This window comes from Pseudomonas sp. F220 (assembly GCF_057813935.1).
This window is the reverse complement of record NZ_JBVASJ010000009.1, coordinates 139,067-159,662: the sequence shown is the minus strand read 5'-3', so window position 1 is coordinate 159,662 and position 20,596 is coordinate 139,067. Positions and strand designations below refer to the sequence as shown.

Annotated in this window: 12 protein-coding genes; 4 read left to right on the top strand and 8 right to left on the bottom strand. The window is 57.4% G+C overall.

What is annotated here, in order from left to right; translation table 11 throughout:
- Positions 1-66: 66 nt before the first annotated feature.
- Complete coding sequence (locus ACZYSM_RS11335) at positions 67-813, top strand: SDR family oxidoreductase (protein ID WP_489071581.1); 747 nt, start codon at positions 67-69, stop codon at positions 811-813.
- Positions 814-965: 152 nt separating this feature from the next.
- Here ACZYSM_RS11335 and mapR read toward each other — a convergent pair whose 3' ends face one another.
- From mapR to ACZYSM_RS11320, 3 genes are all read right to left on the bottom strand, one after another.
- The gene (gene mapR, locus ACZYSM_RS11330; RefSeq protein ID WP_489071580.1) at positions 966-2,375 is read right to left on the bottom strand and encodes a GntR family transcriptional regulator MpaR; all 1,410 of its coding nucleotides are present in this window, start codon (positions 2,373-2,375) and stop codon (positions 966-968) included.
- 243 nt (positions 2,376-2,618) lie between these two features.
- On the bottom strand, positions 2,619-4,031 hold the full coding sequence (ccoG, locus tag ACZYSM_RS11325) for a cytochrome c oxidase accessory protein CcoG (RefSeq protein ID WP_489071579.1): 1,413 nt from the start codon (positions 4,029-4,031) through the stop codon (positions 2,619-2,621).
- Between the two features lie 348 nt (positions 4,032-4,379).
- Entirely contained in the window at positions 4,380-5,597 is a 1,218-nt protein-coding gene (locus ACZYSM_RS11320) for a glycosyltransferase family 4 protein (RefSeq protein ID WP_489071578.1), read from the bottom strand.
- A gap of 882 nt (positions 5,598-6,479) precedes the next feature.
- Here ACZYSM_RS11320 and ACZYSM_RS11315 point away from each other — a divergent pair.
- The 3 genes from ACZYSM_RS11315 (at position 6,480) to glgB (ending at position 14,195) form a co-directional block, all read left to right on the top strand.
- Positions 6,480-8,477, top strand: a complete 1,998-nt coding sequence (locus ACZYSM_RS11315; RefSeq protein WP_489071577.1) for an alpha-1,4-glucan--maltose-1-phosphate maltosyltransferase — start codon at positions 6,480-6,482, stop codon at positions 8,475-8,477.
- A gap of 127 nt (positions 8,478-8,604) precedes the next feature.
- Complete coding sequence (gene treS / locus ACZYSM_RS11310; RefSeq protein WP_489071576.1) at positions 8,605-11,961, top strand: maltose alpha-D-glucosyltransferase; 3,357 nt, start codon at positions 8,605-8,607, stop codon at positions 11,959-11,961.
- 2 nt (positions 11,962-11,963) lie between these two features.
- The gene (glgB, locus tag ACZYSM_RS11305) at positions 11,964-14,195 is read left to right on the top strand and encodes a 1,4-alpha-glucan branching protein GlgB (RefSeq protein WP_489071575.1); all 2,232 of its coding nucleotides are present in this window, start codon (positions 11,964-11,966) and stop codon (positions 14,193-14,195) included.
- A gap of 194 nt (positions 14,196-14,389) precedes the next feature.
- Here the strand turns inward: glgB and ACZYSM_RS11300 are convergent, their stop codons facing one another.
- The 5 genes from ACZYSM_RS11300 to ACZYSM_RS11280 all read right to left on the bottom strand — a co-directional run bounded on the left by ACZYSM_RS11300 (position 14,390) and on the right by ACZYSM_RS11280 (position 20,575).
- Positions 14,390-15,457, bottom strand: a complete 1,068-nt coding sequence (locus ACZYSM_RS11300; RefSeq protein ID WP_489071574.1) for an autotransporter domain-containing protein — start codon at positions 15,455-15,457, stop codon at positions 14,390-14,392.
- Between the two features lie 498 nt (positions 15,458-15,955).
- On the bottom strand, positions 15,956-16,714 hold the full coding sequence (locus ACZYSM_RS11295; protein WP_489071573.1) for an endonuclease/exonuclease/phosphatase family protein: 759 nt from the start codon (positions 16,712-16,714) through the stop codon (positions 15,956-15,958).
- Positions 16,715-16,851: 137 nt separating this feature from the next.
- On the bottom strand, positions 16,852-17,610 hold the full coding sequence (locus tag ACZYSM_RS11290) for a PIG-L deacetylase family protein (protein WP_489071572.1): 759 nt from the start codon (positions 17,608-17,610) through the stop codon (positions 16,852-16,854).
- Between the two features lie 362 nt (positions 17,611-17,972).
- The gene (gene glgX, locus ACZYSM_RS11285) at positions 17,973-20,132 is read right to left on the bottom strand and encodes a glycogen debranching protein GlgX (RefSeq protein WP_489071571.1); all 2,160 of its coding nucleotides are present in this window, start codon (positions 20,130-20,132) and stop codon (positions 17,973-17,975) included.
- Between the two features lie 158 nt (positions 20,133-20,290).
- Positions 20,291-20,575 (bottom strand): DUF2934 domain-containing protein, encoded by a 285-nt coding sequence (locus tag ACZYSM_RS11280; RefSeq protein ID WP_489071570.1) that lies wholly within the window; start codon positions 20,573-20,575, stop codon positions 20,291-20,293.
- Between the last annotated feature and the right edge of the window lie 21 nt (positions 20,576-20,596).

Sequence of the window (20,596 nt, the reverse complement as noted above, 5' to 3'; positions counted from 1 at the left end):
ATGCAAAAGCACTCGCTGGCAGGTATTGTGCGACCAATGCTTAAGGTCTGAATAGGGAGAGCAAGCATGGACAAAGTCATGGTCATCACTGGTGGCAGCCGCGGTATCGGCGCGGCCACCGCGCTGCTGGCAGCGCAGCAGGGTTATCGAATCTGTATCAATTACCAGGCGGACGAGCAGGCCGCCCAGCACGTACTCGAGCAAGTTCGCGATCTGGGCGCCCAGGCGATTGCCGTGCGCGCCGATGTCAGTATCGAAGACGAAGTCATCGGCTTGTTCCATCGGGTCGATACCGAACTGGGCCGAGTGACGGCACTGGTCAACAACGCGGGCACCGTCGGGCACAAGTCCCGGGTCGATGAAATGTCCGAGTTTCGCATTCTCAAAGTCATGAAAACCAACGTGCTGGGGCCGATTCTTTGCGCCAAGCACGCGGTATTGCGCATGTCGCCCAAACACGGCGGCCAGGGCGGCAGTATCGTCAACGTCTCCTCTGTTGCTTCGCGCCTGGGTTCACCGGGTGAATACGTCGATTACGCGGCCTCCAAAGGTGCGCTGGATACCTTCACTATTGGTCTGTCCAAAGAAGTGGCAGGCGAGGGGATCCGCGTCAATTCGGTGCGCCCGGGTTACATCTACACCGATTTCCACGCCCTGAGCGGCGACCCGGACCGGGTCAGCAAACTCGAACCCGGCATCCCCATGGCCCGCGGCGGCCGTCCTGAGGAAGTGGCCGAAGCGATTATCTGGTTGCTGTCGGACAAGGCGTCGTATGCGACCGGGACTTTTGTGGATTTGGGGGGCGGGCGTTAATTCTTCAGAGCTACATCGTCTGTTCAGCCGTCATCGCGAGCAGGCTCGCTCCCACAGTTGATCTGCATATGGCCACTATGGTGTGAACAACGCAGATCCAATGTGGGAGCGAGCCTGCTCGCGATGGCGATGCCCCAGACGACATCGAACCCTCAGAACGACCGCACAATTCTGCCCAACGTCTCCATCGCCTTCTCGGCGTCCTCGTTCCAGGGGCTGCCGTAATTCAATCGAATACAATTCCTGAACCGCTGGGTCGGCGAGAAGATCGGCCCCGGTGCAATGCTGATGCCTTGGGCCAGGGCCATCTGAAACAGCTTCAACGAGTCCATTTGCGCCGGCAGTTCCAGCCACAGAAAGTAGCCGCCTGCCGGTTGGCTGACGCGGGTTTGCGCCGGGAAGTAGCGGGCGATGGCTGCGAGCATGGCGCTTTGCTGTTCTTCCAGGGCGTAGCGTAGTTTGCGCAGATGACGGTCGTAGCCGCCGTGTTGCAGGTAGTCGGCGATGGCGGCCTGGGCGGGCATTGAGGCGCAGAGCGAGGTCATGAGTTTCAGACGCTCGATTTTTTGCGCATAGCGCCCGGCGGCGACCCAGCCGATGCGGTAACCAGGTGCCAGGCTTTTGGCGAACGAGCCGCAGTGCATCACCAGACCTTCAGTGTCGAAGGACTTGGCCGGTTTCGGCGCCTGTTGGCCGTAATAGAGTTCGGCGTAGACGTCGTCCTCGATCAGCGGCACTTGATGAGTGCGCAATAGCTCCACCAGTTCCTGTTTCTTGGCCTCGGGCATCGTTGCGCCCATGGGGTTCTGGAAGCTGGTCATGCACCAGCAGGCTTTGATCGGGTGTCGCTCGAGGGTTTGCGCCAGGACTCCAAGGTCGATGCCATCTCGTGGGTGCACGGGGATTTCCACGGCTTTGAGCTTCAGTCGTTCCAGCACTTGCAGGCTGGCATAAAACGCCGGGGCTTCGATGGCCACCAGGTCACCGGGTTCGGTCACCGCTTGCAGGCACAGGTTCAGGGCCTCGAGGGCGCCGTTGGTGATCAATAACTCTTCCATGGGCAGCATCAAGCCGCCGACCATGTAGCGCAGGGCAATTTGCCGACGCAATTGCGGGTTACCCGGCGACATGTCGGTGACCACCATTCGCGGGTCCATTTCGCGGCTGGCGCTAGCCAATGACCGGGCCAGACGTTGTAGCGGGAACAGGGTCGGGCTGGGGAAGGCCGACCCAAAGGGCACGGTGTTCGGGTCCTTGATCGAGTCGAGCACCGAGAACACCAGTTCGCTGACGTCGACTTCGGTGGATTCGTTGACCTGGCTGCTGATCACCGGCTCCGAGAATGGGCTCGGCGCGTGGGTGTTGACGAAGTAGCCGGAGCGCGGCCGGGCACGGATCAAGCCGCGACGCTCCAGCAGGTAATACGCCTGGAACACCGTGGACGGGCTGACCCCGTAGGTCTGGCTGGCGTAACGCACCGACGGCACGCGCTGGCCAGGGCCGAGCACCCCGGAGCGGATCAGTTCAGCGATGTCGTCAGCGAATTTTTCGTAGCGTTTCATCGAAAAGCCTTGTTGCTAGGTTTTGTGTTGGGTGTCAGGGGTATCGCCCCCTCACCCTAACCCTCTCCCCAGAGGGGCGAGGGGACTGATAGGGGGATATTTAAGGTTTACTGCGACTTGAAAAATCTGCTTTGAATCCATAATCGACCCGGTGTTTCAGGTCGCCGTAAATCGATAGACACTTCGGTCAGTCCCCTCTACCCCCTGGGGAGAGGGTTAGGGTGAGGGGAGGATTCTAAAGGTTCATCGATTCAACGGCGCAACAAACCGGCTCTTCGCCACGCTATAAATGTCTGGCTCGTCGCTGTCAGTGATTTTGAAGCTGATCTTCTGCGAGCTGCTGCTTGGCTTGTCGGTGGTCATCGCCACTGACACCGGCACATCAACAATTTCTCCTGGCGCCAGGCTCAGCTCGGTCTTGCCCTGCAACTGGAAGCCGTCACCGTCCACCAAGGACAAACGGTAGTCCTGCCGCTGCTGGGTCTTGTTGATGACCTTCAGGCTGTAGATGTTCTCGATCTGGCCCAGACTGTTTTCCCGGAACAGGCCACGGTCCTTGCTCACATCCAGCGAGACCATCGGCCGTTCCACCAAGGCCAGCGCCAACGCGCCGATCATCACCAGCAGCACCGCGCTGTAGCCGATCAGTCGTGGGCGCAGCAGGTGAGTCTTGCCACCCTGCAGTTCATGCTCGGAGGTATAGCTGATCAGGCCACGGGCGTAGCCCATTTTGTCCATGATCGAATCGCAGGCGTCGATACAGGCTGCGCAACCGATGCATTCCATCTGCAGGCCGTCGCGGATGTCGATGCCGGTCGGGCAGACCTGCACGCACAAATGACAGTCGATGCAATCGCCCAGACCCACTTCGGCAGGTTTCGCATCACGTTTGCGCGGGCCACGGTTTTCGCCACGGGCGACATCGTAGGAGATGGTCAGGGTGTCTTTGTCGAACATCACACTCTGGAACCGCGCATACGGGCACATGTGCATGCACACGGCTTCGCGCAGCCAGCCGGCGTTGATGTAGGTCGCACCGGTGAAAAACACCACCCAGAACAGGCTGACACCGGCCATTTGAAAGGTCAGCAGCTCATTGGCCAGCGGCCGGATTGGCGTGAAGTACCCGACAAAGGTCAACCCGGTGATCAGGCTGATGGCCAGCCACATCGTGTGCTTGGCCGAACGGCGCATCAGTTTGTTCAGACTCCAGGGCGCGGCCTGCAGCTTGATACGCTGATTGCGCTCGCCTTCGGTGACCTTTTCGCACCACATGAACAGCCAGGTAAAGGAACTCTGAGGGCAGGTGTAGCCGCACCAGACCCTACCGGCGAATACAGTGATCGCGAACAGGCCGAAGGCGCAGATGATCAGCAGCGCCGAGAGCAGAATGAAATCCTGCGGCCAGAACGTCGCGCCGAAGATGTGGAACTTGCTTTCCGACAGGTCCCAGAGCACCGCCTGACGGCCGCCCCAGTTCAACCACACGGTGCCGAAGAACGCCAGAAACAAAAAGCCTGCGCCGCTCAATCTCAAGTTACGGAACAAACCGGTAAAGCTGCGCGTATGGATCAGGTTGTCGCTGGATTTGGCCTTCATCTGTGGACGCGAAGGCTCGAATGTTTCTACTAATCGGACGGGGATTCTATCGCTCATGGTCTTTCGCTCATCAGCCTCCATCAGGCCGATGCACTATGACCAGTGATCTGTTTGCATAACAGACTCAGGTATTGGAATAAAAAGCGGATCAGATGAGCTCCCGGCGCTTGCCTGCGACAAGTTGCTGCACCCTCGGCGGCCCCGTCACAGCGAGACGCCAGCGCCTAACCCAGACCCTGAGCGCTGTCTGTGATCTGCATCAGTCAAATCACCGAACCACTGTCGGTGACCTTCAAATGCTTGCACGCCAATGCTCTGCAAATTTCCATGTTTCTTGCGTAGGCCCGGACGAAAAATTCCAGGCACGGTATGATAACCGTTTGCCTATAAACGGTGTCCTGTCTTTCATGGGGCTCGTTCAGGTTCATGGAGCGGTGACACTACTTCCTTAAGGAATATCTCTCTGTCTTGATGCATCTGCAAATGGGTCTTTCCAGCCGCATACTCCAAGCCAGCCAGCCCCATCTTGAGTGCGAGACCAGGATTGCGTGCAACATGACTAATGACCTCTGCCAAGCTAGATGAATTCCCCGTTTCAAAAGTAAAAGCGTTATCTTTATTCGTAATATCCTTTATTCCAGAAGTGTCTGATCCTATGACAGGAATACCTTGGCTAAACGCGTCAAAAATAATTCTAGGCTGCTCCTGCTTTAGAGTAGGAATTAATACCCAATCATATTGGGCAAGTACCTCAAAAAATTCTTTCCCGTAATCAACAGGGTTTTGGTATTTGACATTGATACTCCCATGGCTATTGCTTGCAAAGCGCTGGCATTTCCCCTTTAACTCACCGGCGCCCATGATGGTTATACTTATATTGATATCGGAAAATTGCAATTTTTCTATGGCGGCGAGTACAACAAAAACGCCTTTATCTATTACGAGGCGTGATGGAAATAATATCTTTACTGCATTATCACTCCTGTTTTGAAACCTGCGCTCAACAACTCCTGGACTTACAGCATCGCTTTTATCTACCCAAGTTGCAGGATTTATCAATGTTCGCCTTTTGTCATCTCCCAAAAAATATTCCCTGTAAAATGATTGGGTGAATATTCTTGCATTGGCTGCCCTTAAGCAGCGTGTTAACAGAATTTTATGAGCGTAATGTTCGATTATTTTTCTAATCGTTTTATGCTCGCCCTGGCCAAGCATCCAGAAAGAAGACTCTATAACGATAACCCATTGAAAAGATATAAACGGCTTAAGTGGTAACAAATAAAAAGACAAAGGAAATGCCCATCCTGCACCTCCAGAATGAACAATTTTTGCTTTCGTGCATGCTTTTCTTACTACGCTGAAGTTTGGGAGTAAGTTTTTTAAGGTGGAGTTAAGTCCATGATCTTTTTTTAATTCAAAAACCCACTTGATTCCCAGGTTGGTAATGTCTTTTAGTCCTTCGGGGTTCTTGCTTTTTTCAACGGGACAACAAATTCCGAAGTTTTCTATGTAGTCTAAATGTAGTTTTAAATCCTTTGCCCACAGAGGGTCGGTAAATAGTTTGCCACTGTCATCTTTTATTATCGGTATTCTAGTAAATAGGATGTACGGTTCATTTATCATATGCTCCTCCCTTTGAACCTCTAACTACTCTAAAGCGCGGTATCAGGGAACACGCCTCTGTGCCAGCTGGGTGAACCTTTTGCATGTTGTAATTAGCTTAGTAGCGCTGCTGGCGTTCTGCCGGCACTTAGGGGGATTTTTTTAAGATCCCTACAGGGCGTTCTCATTTGAGGTAAGTCGAGTCGTTCGTTGCTGCACCCCTGGCGAGCCCGTTACAGCGAGACGCCAACCCCTAACGCAGACGCTTGACGCTGTTTGTGATCTGGATCAGTCAAATCAGGCTGAAATATATGAAGGTGACGCTGGCCGAAACGTAACTGTAGGATCAAGTACGTAATTTCTTTTTTTATGTGCGTTACATCCTGAAGCAGGCTTGTTTTTTTCAAGGAAAGGCGACGAACGGTAGCCTCAATTGACAAAAAAACTGCCACTTCAAGAAGCCACCTCAAGCACGCCTGCCGGGATCTATAACTACTCTTGCATCAAGCCTTGACCGGCGGTTCGCCGCTCGGAGGGTCTCCCACTGGCGCCTGAATGCCGGGTGGTATCGGGTCCTGCTCCGGAATAGGTGCAGGGTCGGGCGGTGGCAGGGTCGGCTCATCAATATTGGGATCAGGCGTTTCAGCTGGAATTGGAATACCCATTAACGTGGCCTCGATTCTGCTTGTTGTTGACAGGAGTAAAGCGGTTGACCGTCGACGCGGGACTTTGACTCCCGATTGTTTGCCGAGGTACGCCGCAGGTAAATTCGTCTGAACTTTCCGTTGGTTTTTTGGCTCGGAACCTAAGTGAGTTCATTCAGAGACAGACGAGCGCATGTGAGATACGACCAGGCACAAGCCAGGCACAAGAGCGTCCATGGGGCGTAAGGAGAGATGCTCGATGATTGCTGAAAAACCGACAGAGCTTGAGCACAACCCGAAATTACCCTTGTCGCAGGCGTTGTTATTGCCGCGAATTGCGATCGAGAGCACCCAGCCTGTCATCGATGGTGGTCAGTTTGCGGTCAAAGCCGTGGTGGGCCAGCCCGTGACGGTTACCAGCAAGGTGTTCGCCGACGGCCATGACAAGCTGGCCGTCAAGATCCGCTGGCGTGGGTCGGCTGATTGCGTCTGGCAAAGCCAGGACATGACCGACTTGGGTAACAACGGCTGGCAAGGGCAGTTCACGTTGGACAGGCAAGGTCTCTATGTGTTTTGCATCGAAGCCTGGATTGATCAGTTCGCCAGTTTTTGTTATGAGCTGGGCAAGAAACACATGGCTGGCGTGCCGGTCAGCCTGGAGTTGCAGGAAGGGCGCAACCTGGTGAGGCAAGCGCTCGAACGTAGTGAAGGCGTGTTGAGTGAGCAGTTGAACGCGTTGCACCATGAACTGTCCGGTTTGCTTGAAACCGAACAGGTCGCGTTGTTTCTGCACCAACGCAGCGCTGAACTGATGGCCCAGACCGATCATCGTGCCTTCCTCAGTATCAGCCCCGAATACCCGCTGGACGTCGAACGTGAGCTGGCGCAGTTCGCCAGTTGGTATGAGCTGTTTCCGCGCTCGATCACCGATGACCCGGCGCGCCATGGCACCTTTAATGATGTGCATTCGCGATTGCCGATGCTCCATGACATGGGCTTCGACGTTCTGTACTTCCCGCCGATCCACCCGATTGGCCGCAGCTACCGCAAAGGTCCGAACAATTCTTTGACGGCCGGTCCTGATGATCCGGGCAGCCCCTATGCCATCGGTAGCGCCGAGGGTGGGCATGAGGCGATTCACTCTGAATTGGGCACCCGTGAAGATTTCCACCGGCTGGTGGCCGCTGCCGCTGAGCATGGGCTGGAAATCGCCCTGGACTTCGCCATTCAGTGTTCCCAGGATCACCCGTGGCTTGAGCAGCATCCGGGCTGGTTCAACTGGCGGCCGGACGGCACCATCAAATACGCCGAGAATCCGCCGAAGAAGTATCAGGACATCGTCAACGTCGACTTCTATGCCGCCGAGGCGATTCCCAGCCTTTGGCTCGAACTGCGAGATGTCGTCGTCGGTTGGGTCGAGGAGGGGGTGAAGATCTTTCGGGTCGATAACCCACACACCAAACCTTTGCCATTCTGGCAATGGATGATCGCCGATGTACGGGCGGTCTATCCCGACGTGATTTTTCTCGCCGAGGCTTTTACCACGCCAGCGATGATGGCGCGCCTCGGCAAGGTCGGCTATTCCCAGAGCTACACCTATTTCACCTGGCGCAATACCAAGGCTGAGCTGGCGACGTATCTCACCGAGCTGAACGAGTCGCCGTGGCGCGAGTGTTTCCGGCCGAATTTCTTCGTCAATACCCCGGACATCAACCCGGGTTTTCTGCATGAGTCCGGTCGTGCCGGATTCTTGATCCGTGCCGCGCTGGCGACCATGGGCTCGGGGTTGTGGGGCATGTACTCGGGCTTCGAGCTGTGTGAAGCCGCGCCAGTGCCGGGCAAGGAGGAGTACCTGGACTCGGAGAAGTATCAGATCCGCCCACGGGACTTCAACGCGCCGGGCAACATCATTGCCGAGATTGCCCAGCTCAACCGCATTCGCCGACAGAACCCGGCGCTGCACACTCATCTGGGGCTTACGGTCTACAACGCCTGGAACGACAACATTCTGTATTTCGGCAAACGGAGCGCCGATGGCAGCAATTTCATTCTGGTGGCGGTCAGCCTTGATCCTTTCAATGCGCAAGAGGCGAATTTCGAATTGCCGCTGTGGGAGATGGGCTTGCCCGACAACGCTGCCACCCAGGGCGAGGACTTGATGAGCGGCCATCGCTGGACCTGGTACGGAAAAAATCAGTGGATGCGGATCGAACCGTGGCACCAGCCGTTCGGGATCTGGCGGATAACCAAGAGCTAAAGGCCGACACAGAGCCCTGTGGGAGCGAGCCTGCTCGCGAAAGCTCTTAGTCAACTGACAGACCGCCTTCGCGAGCAGGCTCGCTCCCACATTAGGCGCCGTCACCGCACTTAAAGAGGAGTTTCCAATGGCGAAGAAGCCCAGGTCAGCCGCCTTTATCAATGATCCGCTCTGGTACAAGGACGCGGTGATCTATCAAGTTCACGTAAAGTCATTTTTCGACTCCAATAACGATGGAATCGGCGACTTTCCTGGTCTTATCTCCAAACTTGATTACATTGCCGATCTGGGTGTGAACACCATCTGGTTGCTGCCGTTCTACCCGTCGCCGCGGCGCGACGATGGTTACGACATTGCCGAGTACCGGGGCGTTCACGCCGACTATGGGACCATGGCCGACGCCAGGCGCTTTATCGCCGAGGCTCACCAGCGTGGGCTGCGTGTCATCACCGAGCTGGTCATCAACCACACCTCCGACCAACACCCGTGGTTTCAGCGCGCGCGCAAAGCCAAGCCCGGATCGGCAGCGCGGGACTTCTATGTATGGTCCGATGACGATCAGAAATACGATGGCACACGGATCATTTTTCTCGACACCGAAAAATCCAACTGGACCTGGGACCCGGTAGCCGGTCAGTACTTCTGGCACCGTTTCTATTCTCACCAACCGGACCTGAATTTCGACAACCCGCAAGTCATGAAAGCCGTGCTCTCGGTGATGCGCTACTGGCTGGACATGGGCATCGACGGCTTGCGGCTGGATGCGATTCCCTACCTGATCGAACGCGACGGCACCAACAACGAGAACCTGCCGGAGACCCATCAGGTGCTCAAGCAGATCCGTGCCGAGATCGATGCCAATTACCCGGACCGCATGCTGCTGGCCGAAGCCAACCAGTGGCCGGAAGACACTCAGCTGTACTTCGGTGATACGAAAGGCGGTGCTTCCAAGGGGGAGAGTGGCGACGAGTGCCACATGGCCTTTCACTTCCCGTTGATGCCGCGCATGTACATGGCACTGGCCCAGGAAGATCGCTTTCCGATCACCGACATCCTGCGTCAGACCCCGGAGATTCCCGCCAACTGCCAATGGGCGATTTTCCTGCGCAATCATGATGAGCTGACCCTGGAAATGGTCACCGACAAAGAGCGCGATTACCTGTGGAATTACTACGCGGCCGACCGTCGGGCGCGGATCAACCTGGGGATTCGTCGGCGCTTGGCACCGCTGATGGAACGCGACCGCCGCCGGATCGAGTTGCTTAACAGTCTGCTGCTGTCGATGCCAGGCACGCCGACCCTGTATTACGGCGATGAAATCGGCATGGGCGACAATATCTACCTCGGAGACCGCGACGGTGTGCGCACACCGATGCAATGGTCGATCGACCGTAACGGCGGTTTCTCCCGCGCCGACCCGGCCAGCCTGGTGCTGCCACCGATCATGGACCCGCTCTACGGCTATCTGTCGGTGAACGTCGAGACTCAGGCCGGCGATCCGCATTCACTGCTGAACTGGAACCGGCGGATGCTGGCGGTGCGTAAACAGTCGAAGGCGTTCGGTCGCGGCACGCTGAAGATGCTCTCGCCAAGTAATCGACGGATTTTGGCCTATACCCGGGAATACACAGGAGCCGACGGCAAGCACGAAATCATCCTCTGTGTGGCCAACGTGTCCCGCAGCGCTCAGGCAGCCGAACTGGACCTGTCGGCGTTCGTCGGGATGGTGCCGGTGGAGATGCTCGGTGGGAATGCTTTTCCACCGATAGGTCAGCTGACCTTTTTGCTGACCCTGGCGCCGTACGGTTTCTATTGGTTCGTGCTGGCGGCGGAAAATCAAATGCCGAGCTGGCACGTGGAACCGGCGAAAAGCATGCCGGACTTCACCACCCTGGTCCTGAAAAAACGCCTCGAAGAGTTGCTTGAAGCTCCGTCGCGCACCACCCTGGAGCAAACCTCACTGCCGGCCTGGCTGCCCAAACGGCGCTGGTTCGCGGGCAAGGACTCGGCCATCGAACAGGTACATATCGCCTACGGCGTGCGCTTTGGTGACCCGCAGCATCCGGTACTGCTCAGCGAGATCGAGGTCACCAGTGATGGGCAGACGAGTCGCTATCAGTTGCCATTCGGTTTGTTGGCCGAGGATCAGTTCAGCGCAGCCTTGCCGCAGCAGCTTGCACTGGCGCGGGTCCGGCGCGGACGGCAGGTTGGCCTGATCACCGATGCCTACAGCCTCGATACCTTTGTTCGTGCGGTTTTGCAGGCCATTCAGACCCAAAGCGTCGTGCCGTCAACCGACGGCGAGATCCGTTTCGAGCCCACCGCCGAACTGATCAAACTCGGTCTGAACCAGGAATCTGAAGTGCGTTACTTGTCGGCCGAGCAGTCCAACAGTTCAGTGGTCGTCGGTGGCAGTCTGGTGTTGAAACTGATCCGCAAAGTCAGCGCCGGCGTTCATCCGGAACTGGAGATGGGCGCTTATTTGACCTCGGCAGGCTTCACTAATATCTCACCGCTGCTCGGCTCGGTGATTCGCCGTGACGAGCAGGGGCAGGACAATCTGCTGATGATCGCCCAGGGTTACCTGAGCAATCAGGGCGACGCTTGGGAGTGGACGCAGAACAACCTTGAACGGGCGATTCGCGATGAATTGGCCGAAGCCATTTCCGAGCAGGAACAGCATTACAACGCCCTGACGGAATTGAAAGATTTCGCCGGTATGCTGGGGCAGCGGCTGGGCGAGATGCATCAGGTATTGGCCGCGCCGACTGACAATCCTGATTTCAGCGCGCAACCGAGTACGCTCAAGGATGTACAGGCATGCGCCACGCATATCGGTGCGCAACTGGAACGCGCCTTGCAGATGATCGAGCAACATCAGGCCGAGCTTGGGCCTGAGGATCAGGCATTGGTCAGCCGTTTGCTGCAACACAAGAAAGCCCTGCTGAGCCATATCCAGAGCCTGGCGAAACAAACCGTCGGCGGCTTGCGTATGCGGGTACACGGTGATCTGCACCTGGGGCAGGTGCTGGTGATCAAAAGCGACGCCTACCTGATCGACTTCGAAGGCGAACCGGCGCGCGCATTGCATGAGCGTCGTGGCAAGCACAGTCCGTACAAGGACGTCGGTGGTGTGCTGCGCTCGTTCGACTATGCGGCGGCGATGGCGCTGAATGTGCAGAGTGTCGACAGCTCGGCGCAGGCCCATGCCGCGCGCAAGCGTGTGACGGATCGTTATTTAAGTGAGACGAAACAAGCCTTTATCCGGGCGTATCGGCTGGCAACAGCTAGTCTTGCTCATGCATGGAAAAACGCTGAAGGTGAAGACGCCGCGCTGGCGTTGTTCAGCCTGGAGAAAGCAGCCTATGAAGTGGTGTATGAAGCGGAAAATCGACCCACTTGGCTGCCGGTGCCATTGCACGGTTTGTACGGGTTATTGAGTGGGCTTAAACCCTTTTCCGACACAGAGACCAGCGGAGAGTAGTCATGAGTTTCTCAAGCAGGGAACAGGGACATTCGACAGTGAGATTGCTGCCCAGCGCAAAGGATATTGAGGCCTTGGTACGTGCCGAGCATCGCGACCCGTTTGCGATTCTGGGCCCCCATGACGATGGTGCAGGCGGGCAGATTATCCGTGCCTTTTTACCGGATGCCCTGAGTGTTCAGGTGCTGGCCAGGGACAGTGGTGAAGCGCTCGGAAGTCTGAACGCGGCCGATGTGCCGGGTTTGTTTGTCGGGCATTTCGACCGGGCTCAGGCCTATCAGTTGCAGATCAACTGGGCGGGCGGCGAGCAGACCTGCGAAGACCCCTACAGCTTTGGTCAGCTGTTGGGCGAAATGGATCTGTACCTGTTCGCCGAAGGCAATCACCGCGACCTGAGCGCCTGCCTTGGTGCGCAGTTGAAGACCGTGGACGGTGTCGACGGCGTGCGCTTTGCGGTGTGGGCACCGAATGCCCGGCGGGTCTCGGTGGTGGGCGACTTCAACATCTGGGATGGCCGTCGGCATCCCATGCGCCTGCGTCATCCCTCTGGCGTGTGGGAATTGTTTATCCCGCGTCTGCAAGCAGGGGAGGCCTACAAGTACGAGATTCTTGGTGCGGACGGGATTCTGCCGCTCAAGGCTGATCCGATGGCACTGGCGACTCAGCTGCCGCCGGACACTGCATCGAAAGTCGCTTCCCCGCTGAAGATCGACTGGCAGGACCAGGAGTGGATGCAGACCCGTGGCGAGCGCCAACGGCCGGATGCGCCGTTGTCGATCTATGAGCTGCATGCCGGCTCCTGGCAGTGCGAAGTCGATGACCTGGGAGAAGTAGCACGTCAGTACAATTGGCACGAACTGGCGGAGCGTTTGATTCCCTATGTGCAGGATCTCGGCTTCACCCATATCGAACTGATGCCGATCATGGAACATCCGTTCGGTGGTTCCTGGGGTTACCAGCCGCTGTCGCAGTTTGCCCCGAGCGCCCGTTACGGCTCACCGGATGATTTCGCTGCATTCGTCAACGCCTGCCATAAGGCGGACATCGGCGTGATTCTGGATTGGGTGCCGGCGCATTTTCCCACCGATACCCATGGCCTGGCGCAGTTCGACGGTACCGCGCTGTACGAGTACGGCAACCCGATGGAAGGCTTCCATCAGGACTGGGACACACTGATCTACAACCTGGGTCGAACCGAAGTTCACGGATTCATGCTGGCTTCGGCGCTGCACTGGCTCAAGCATTACCATGTCGATGGTCTGCGGGTGGATGCGGTGGCCTCGATGCTCTACCGCGACTATTCACGTAACCCCGGCGAGTGGGTGCCCAATCGTCATGGCGGTCGCGAGAACCTGGAAGCCATCGATTTTGTCCGCCACCTGAACGATGTGATCGCTCTGGAAGCGCCGGGTGCGCTGATGATTGCCGAGGAATCCACCGCCTGGCCAGGGGTCAGTCAGAGCACCCAGCAGGGTGGTTTGGGCTTCGCTTACAAATGGAACATGGGCTGGATGCACGACTCGCTGCATTACATTCAGCAGGATCCGGTGTACCGCGCTCACCATCACAACGAGTTGAGCTTCGGCCTGGTTTACGCCTGGTCCGAGCGTTTCATTCTGCCGATTTCCCATGATGAAGTGGTGCACGGCAAGCATTCGCTGATCGACAAAATGCCCGGTGACCGCTGGCAGAAATTCGCCAACCTGCGGGCCTACCTGACTTTCATGTGGGCGCATCCGGGCAAGAAGCTACTGTTTATGGGCTGCGAGTTCGGCCAATGGCGGGAGTGGAATCACGATCAGCAGCTTGATTGGTATTTGTTGCAGTACCCGGAACACAGAGGTGTGCAGAAACTGGTGGGGGACCTCAATCGGCTGTACCGCGAAGAGCCGGCGCTGCACGATCAGGACGATGCTCCGCAGGGTTTCCAGTGGTTGATCGGTGATGATGCGATCAATAGCGTCTACGCCTGGATGCGCTGGAGCAAGGAAGGGCGCCCAGTGCTGGTGGTGGCCAACTTCACGCCGGTGCCCCGTCAGGCCTATCGGATCGGCGTGCCGTTTGCCGGGCGCTGGAACGAGGTGATCAACAGCGATGCCGACACCTATGCCGGCTCCAACTATGGTAACGGCGGGGGCGTCTTCACCGAGGACGAGCCCAGCCATGGCCAGGTGTTGTCGCTGGCGTTGAATCTACCGCCGTTGGCCGTGTTGATCTTGCGGCCCGAGGGGTGATCGAGCGATAGCGGCGGCTGCAAGTCCATCGCGAGCAAGCGAACGTCGCCCGGTCCTTCCCTCATTAGTTTTGCGTCGTTCGCGGCATCATGGATCGACGCAAAACTAATGTGGGAGTGGGCCGGGCGGCGTTCCGATGTTCGCGATGACGGCGGCTCAGACACTAAACATGTCACTGCCCAACACCCACATCCTCACCAACGCATCTGTATACCCAGGACCCCGATCAAGCCGTTGAGGGCGTTGGTGTCGACGTCGCTGCTGTAATCGGCGCTCATATAAAGGTTCACGGTGGGCGAGACCTTGGCTATCAGGCCAAGGCCCAGTTCAACGGTGGAGGAGTTGCGGCTACTGCTGATCTTGTCGACCTGGCCGAGGGTCAGCGTGTCACTGGTGTTTACCGTGTGCCACAAGTTGGTCCGAACGTAGGGTTCGATTGGCAGCCCGCTAATCTGGTAGTTACCTTTCAAACGCGCACCAACCCGGCCACTCCAGGAGGTCAAGTCGCTGGACGACGAGTTGCCACTTCCGGCATTCGGGGTGTCCAGGGTAATCCGCTGGTTGATCAACTGAGCCTGGGGTTCAACTACCCAGTTATCGCTGATGCCGATGGGAAATCCACCTTCGACCGACAGTGTCATCGCGCTACCTTCGGCCGCTTGTCGTACGCCGACATCGGTGCGGCTATAGCCGTTGACCCGGCCACCGCTCGCGGTCAAATCCACATGCCAGCCCTGCAGACCTGTCAGGCTCCAGTAGGCACCGAGGCTTGAGCCTTGCAGGTTAAGGTTGTCATTACTCGGGTCGGCCATAAGGCGGGTGGGCAGAATACCGTTGCTGTTGGCCTGGAACTGGCTCTGTCCACCTAGCAGGCCGACGCGCTGGGTAGGGCCGCTGTCATTTTGCAGGGTGTAAAGGGCTGGCGCCTTGAGGAGGCCATCGGCGTTGTCGGAAAACGCTGAGGTGAGGTATTCGGTTTCAGCCTGCCTGGAGGCTTGACCATACACCCGCTCCCACGCAGAGGGCGCGGCCTCGTAAATGGTCAGCGGGTGAGTATCGAAAGTGGGGTTTGAAGTGACGCGGCCAGTAAACATCAAATCAGGTGTTGGCAAGGTAAACGCTGGAACGTCCTGGTGATACCAGGGGATCGACTGATCTTCAGGGGAGGCTGCCTTAACCTCCATGGAAGAACACAGCAGCAGTGACGTCGAAACGGTGCAAATAGTGATTTTGATCTCTTGTGAGGTGAAGGAGGTTTTCATGGAGGTCTACCTTGCAATCGCATGCCTTATCTCGCTCTGGCGTCTCTCCTACCCCGAATGAGGGGCGACCGAATTTAATGAGGCAAAGCCCTGGCGGCCCGCTTGCGCAGGCGTTTCGAGGCTTGCCCCTGGTAGTGTTTCCGGGGGTAGTAAGGTGTAGCTAAGAAGACCCAAGGCGGCGCGTCAAGAAATTGAACGATGGGCGGTAGGATTAATTTAGGCGCGTCAAATAGCTGATATTTATGGTTTCTCTAAGCTCTTGTTTGTACGTCAAATCATTCTCCAGGCAGCAGGCTAGAGGCTTTCGTTAGGTAGCTACGAGACTACCAACTCATCCGGATGCCCAGGTTGTCAACGATACCCCTGAGGTCATTGCTATCAATGTTGGTGCTGTAATCGGCGCTGGTGTACAGGCTGACAGACGACGTGACGCTGACTATCAGACCGATGCCAATGTCCGCCGATGAGGGGTTTTGCTCGGTCTTGAGCGAAGGGCGTTTAAAGGTGCACTTCCACCGCCAATGGCAAGTGATCGGAGAGATGTGTCCACGGTCTGTGACTGAGAATCTTTGGCTCGTGGCTGCTGGCATTGCGCAGGTAGATACGGTCCAGGCGCAGTAACGGAAAACGCGCCGGGTAGGTTTTCGCCGGGCGTCCGTGATGGCGTTCGAAGGCTTCATGCAGATAGTCGCGCTGGGCGAGGGTGGCGTTGCCTCGTAACTGCCAATCGTTGAAGTCGCCAGCAATGATGACCGGCGCCTCCTCGGGCAGCGATTCGAGCAGTTGGCAGAGCAGGGCCAGCTGCAACTGACGATGGCTTTCCAGCAAACTCAAGTGCACGCAGATCGCGTGCACTTCGTTATGCCCCGGCACTTCAAGCACGCAATGCAGCAGCCCGCGACGTTCGGGGCCGGTGATGGATACGTCGAGATTGCGGTGTTGCCGGATGGGGTATTTCGACAATAGGGCGTTGCCGTGATGGCCGTTCGGATAAACCGCGTTGCGTCCATAGGCGAAATCGCTCCACATGCTGTCAGCGAGAAACTCGTACTGTGACTGCTGCGGCCAGTTGTTCAAGCGCGAGGCATGGCGGTCGTGTTCGCCCAGCACTTCTTGCAAAAAAACCAGGTCCGCCGAGGTGCTGCGAACGGCTTCGCGCAATTCCGGCAGGATGAAACGCCGGTTGAAGGCCGTGAAGCCTTTGTGGGTGTTGACCGTCAGAACTCTCAGACGATGAATCACCAATGAGTTGCTCATTGACGCTGAGCTGGCGGAGCACCTGTCTGAATCGTTAGTCACGGTCACTCCTCTGAATCAGGACTGGTTACTTATGCGACTGACACGTTGCCCGGCAGTTCAGAGTTTTCAGGCGTATTGATCCGTACTTGCATCGATTACACAAACACGATTTCGTACGACAGACGCATGCGCTCCAGAATGACCCGCGGCAGCATCGGTGCGATACCGATTGCGGGCTCGCCATCCAGTTGGCTGGCGTAGGCATGGGTCGCATGGCTTTTTCGGGCCACGGTCCAGGTGTCCAGACGAATCTTGCGGGCCCGTTGCCAGGGAATCAGCCCCTGCTCGCGAACCGGCCTGTGCCAGGCCCAGACCGGAAACTCATAAAACTGTGCATTGACCATCGCCGCGGCTTTGGCGCTGGCCCGGCCGACGGCTTCATGGTCGATGTCGCCGTCTTCGCGCCAGGTGCTGAATACCACGTCGCCGGGGCGCAAATAGCGCGCGATGAACTGAGTCATTTGATGCTCACGTTCGGCCAGGGCGTTGTCAGTGAAGCCGCCACGGATCCACTTCAGGCTGTGCATGGGCAATCCCAGACGCCGCAGCGCTTCGACACTTTCCTGTGGGCGGAATACACTCAGGCGCTTGGCCGACCACAGGTTCGAGCCCGGATGACTGGCGCTGCCGTCGGTGATCGAGATCAGCTGCAAGGGATGGCCAAGACTGGCCAGTAACTGCAGCAGGCCGCCACAGGTCACGACCTCATCGCCCGGGTGAGGGGCGACTATGACAGCGCGAGCACCGGGTGGAACCAAACTGCTGGTATTGATGACTGGGATGTTTTCCAGCTGTCGCGCGCTGTTCCATACCTGTGCGGGGAGGCTGTTTTCGAGGAGGGATACGGACTTCATGGGTGTCACATCCTTGTTTTGATAGCGCCGCCAGTCTTGAATCATGGCTTCAGGTCAATCCTCTGCACGTCGGCGATGGCGTGTTAATAGAGGTTTGCTGGCTTTCCTGACCCTGGATTGCCGCGCACTGAGTATTGCTCATACTCAGGCGTACGTCGCCCTTGTATGAAGAAGCGGTCGTGGTTTTTTTAAACGAACAGGTTCTGCGCTTTCAGAAAACCACCAAAACCACCCTTGGCCTGATGCCAATCAGTTAAGGCGCAGAACCTGTGGGAGCGTGGCTTGCCCGCGAAGAACGATGACGCGCAATGCCTGAAAGACTGCAGCGTTAGCTTCGCGGGCAAGCCACGCTCCCACAGATTTCAATCCTCTTCCTCGTGTTGCAGTTCGAACAGCAACAGCGAGCGTCCTGTCACTGAGTATTCATAATTGAAATCAAAGCGTTCCTGACCACGAACCGAGGGTTGGTTGGTGTCCACCATGCAGGTCCAGAAACCGCCGTCCGGTACTTCCGGGAGCAGGAAATTGACGATGTCGTGATGGGCGTTGACCACCAGCAGCAGGGTCGCATCTGCGCCCGGACGGCGGATGCCGGTCTCTTGGGCGCGGCCGTCGAGCAACATGCCCAGGCAGCGGCCGTGGCTGTCTTCCCATTGCTCGGTGGTCATCTCAGTGCCGTCCGGCGCTAGCCAGGTGACGTCTTTGACGCCGATGTCCTCGTTGTAATTGCCGACCAGAAAGCGCCCGCGACGCAGGATCGGATAGGTCAGCCGCAGCTTGATCAGGCGTTTGACGAACTTGAGCAGCGACTTGCCGTCTTCGTCGAGGTCCCAATTGACCCAACCGATTTCGCTGTCCTGGCAGTAGGCGTTGTTGTTGCCGTGCTGGGTGCGGGCGAATTCGTCCCCGGCCACCAGCATCGGCGTGCCCTGGGCCAGCAGCAACGTCGCAAAGAAGTTACGCATCTGGCGCGCGCGCAGGGCATTGATTTCAGGGTCGTCAGTCGGGCCTTCGACGCCGTGATTCCAGGACAGGTTGTTGTTGCTGCCATCCTGATTGTCCTCGTCGTTGGCCTCGTTGTGTTTGTCGTTGTACGACACCAGATCGTGCAGGGTGAAGCCATCGTGGGCCGTGACGAAGTTGAGTGATGAGTAAGGCCGGCGCCCGCGCTGATTGAACAGCTCTCCAGAGGCCGTCATGCGTGCGGCGAAATCGGCGAGCTGACCATTGTCGCCTTTCCAGAACGCGCGCGCAGTGTCACGAAATTTGTCGTTCCATTCCACCCAGCCCGGCGGGAAACCACCGACCTGATAACCACCGGGACCGATGTCCCAAGGCTCGGCGATCATCTTCACCTGACGCAGTACCGGGTCCTGGCGACAGGCGACAAGGAAGCTGTGGCGTTCGTCGAAGCCGTCGTGATACCGCCCCAGAATGGTCGCCAGATCGAAACGGAAACCGTCCACGTGCATTTCCGTGGCCCAGTAGCGCAGTGAGTCGGTGACCATTTGCAGCACGCAGGGGTGACTCAGGTCCAGGGTGTTACCGGTCCCGGAATCATTGATGTAGAAGCGTTTGTCTTCTGGCATCAAACGGTAGTAAGAGGCGTTGTCGATGCCGCGCATGGACAGGGTCGGGCCTTGCTCGTTGCCTTCGGCGGTGTGGTTGTAGACAACGTCGAGAATCACTTCCAGATTGGCTTCGTGCAGGTGCGCAACCATCTCTTTGAACTCGGCGATCTTGCCGCTGGCCAGGTAGCGCGGGTCCGGAGCGAAGAAGGCGATGCTGTTGTAGCCCCAGTAGTTGGTCATGCCCTTGTGCAGCAGATGCTGATCGTTGACGAAGGCATGAATCGGCAGTAGCTCGACCGACGACACGCCGAGCTTGCGGATATGTTCCATTACGTCATCGACCATCAACCCGGCGAAGGTGCCACGCACGTTCTCGGGGACGGAGGGGTGACTCATGGTCATGCCGCGCACGTGGGTCTCATAAATGATCGTCCGGTCCCACGGCACACTGACGCGATGATCGTGACCCCAGGTGTGGGCCGGGTCGATGACTTTGCACTTGGGCACGAACGGTGCGCTGTCACGTTCGTCGAAACTCAGGTCCGCATCGGCGTGGCCGATGGTGTAGCCGAACAGCGCTTCAGACCATTTCAACTTGCCGACCAGTTGCTTGGCGTAGGGGTCGATCAGCAGCTTGTTATGGTTGAACCGGTGACCGTTTTCCGGGTCGTACGCACCATAGACCCGGTAGCCGTAAATCAGGCCGGGATGGGCGTCGGGCAGATAGCCGTGGAAGATTTCGTCGGTGTATTCCGGCAGCTCGATGCGTTCGAGCTCTACTTCGCCGGCGTCGTCGAACAGGCACAGTTCGACCTTGGTTGCGTGGGCCGAGAACAGAGCAAAGTTGACACCAAGGCCATCCCAGGTAGCGCCCAACGGGAAGGGCAAGCCTTCACGGATACGCGAGGCTTCGACGTGAGGCTCGGGCGCGGCTTTTTTTGGTGTGGTCATAGATGCTCCTGCAAATGAATTCAGATGTAGGAGCGAGCTTGCCCGCGATGGACGTTAACGAAAACGCGTGTTTTCTGAATAAACGCGTCGCCCTTGAGTCCATCGCGAGCAAGCTCGCTCCTACAGGGGGCAGCGTTCGCGGATTGGCTGTAATGACGTCAGTTGGCCGGTGGTTTACGCGGCGCTCGCGTTTTTTTCACGGCGGCTTTTTTTTCACCCTGCGGCGTCACCACCGGTGCGGCAGCGGCCGGTTTGGCTTTTTGTGTGGCTTTTGGCGCGGCTTTGGTCGTGCTGGTTTTAGACGGCTTGGTCGGGGCCAGGGCTTCGGCCTCTGCCAGTTTGCGCGCCATCTCCCAATGGCGGGCTTCCTGACCTTCGGGCTTACCTTCGGACTCCCAGATTTGATAGGCAAATTCACGGACACGTTTGTCGTCGGTACTCATCGCAATGCTCCTGAACTGAAC

Bases quoted from the DNA above. Each gene is read 5' to 3' on its own strand.
- ACZYSM_RS11335 (WP_489071581.1), top strand. From the start codon at position 67: ATGGACAAAGTCATGGTCATCACTGGTGGCAGCCGCGGTATCGGCGCG.
- mapR (WP_489071580.1), bottom strand. From the start codon at position 2,375: ATGAAACGCTACGAAAAATTCGCTGACGACATCGCTGAACTGATCCGC.
- ccoG (WP_489071579.1), bottom strand. From the start codon at position 4,031: ATGAGCGATAGAATCCCCGTCCGATTAGTAGAAACATTCGAGCCTTCG.
- ACZYSM_RS11320 (WP_489071578.1), bottom strand. From the start codon at position 5,597: ATGATAAATGAACCGTACATCCTATTTACTAGAATACCGATAATAAAA.
- ACZYSM_RS11315 (WP_489071577.1), top strand. From the start codon at position 6,480: ATGATTGCTGAAAAACCGACAGAGCTTGAGCACAACCCGAAATTACCC.
- treS (WP_489071576.1), top strand. From the start codon at position 8,605: ATGGCGAAGAAGCCCAGGTCAGCCGCCTTTATCAATGATCCGCTCTGG.
- glgB (WP_489071575.1), top strand. From the start codon at position 11,964: ATGAGTTTCTCAAGCAGGGAACAGGGACATTCGACAGTGAGATTGCTG.
- ACZYSM_RS11300 (WP_489071574.1), bottom strand. From the start codon at position 15,457: ATGAAAACCTCCTTCACCTCACAAGAGATCAAAATCACTATTTGCACC.
- ACZYSM_RS11295 (WP_489071573.1), bottom strand. From the start codon at position 16,714: ATGAGCAACTCATTGGTGATTCATCGTCTGAGAGTTCTGACGGTCAAC.
- ACZYSM_RS11290 (WP_489071572.1), bottom strand. From the start codon at position 17,610: ATGAAGTCCGTATCCCTCCTCGAAAACAGCCTCCCCGCACAGGTATGG.
- glgX (WP_489071571.1), bottom strand. From the start codon at position 20,132: ATGACCACACCAAAAAAAGCCGCGCCCGAGCCTCACGTCGAAGCCTCG.
- ACZYSM_RS11280 (WP_489071570.1), bottom strand. From the start codon at position 20,575: ATGAGTACCGACGACAAACGTGTCCGTGAATTTGCCTATCAAATCTGG.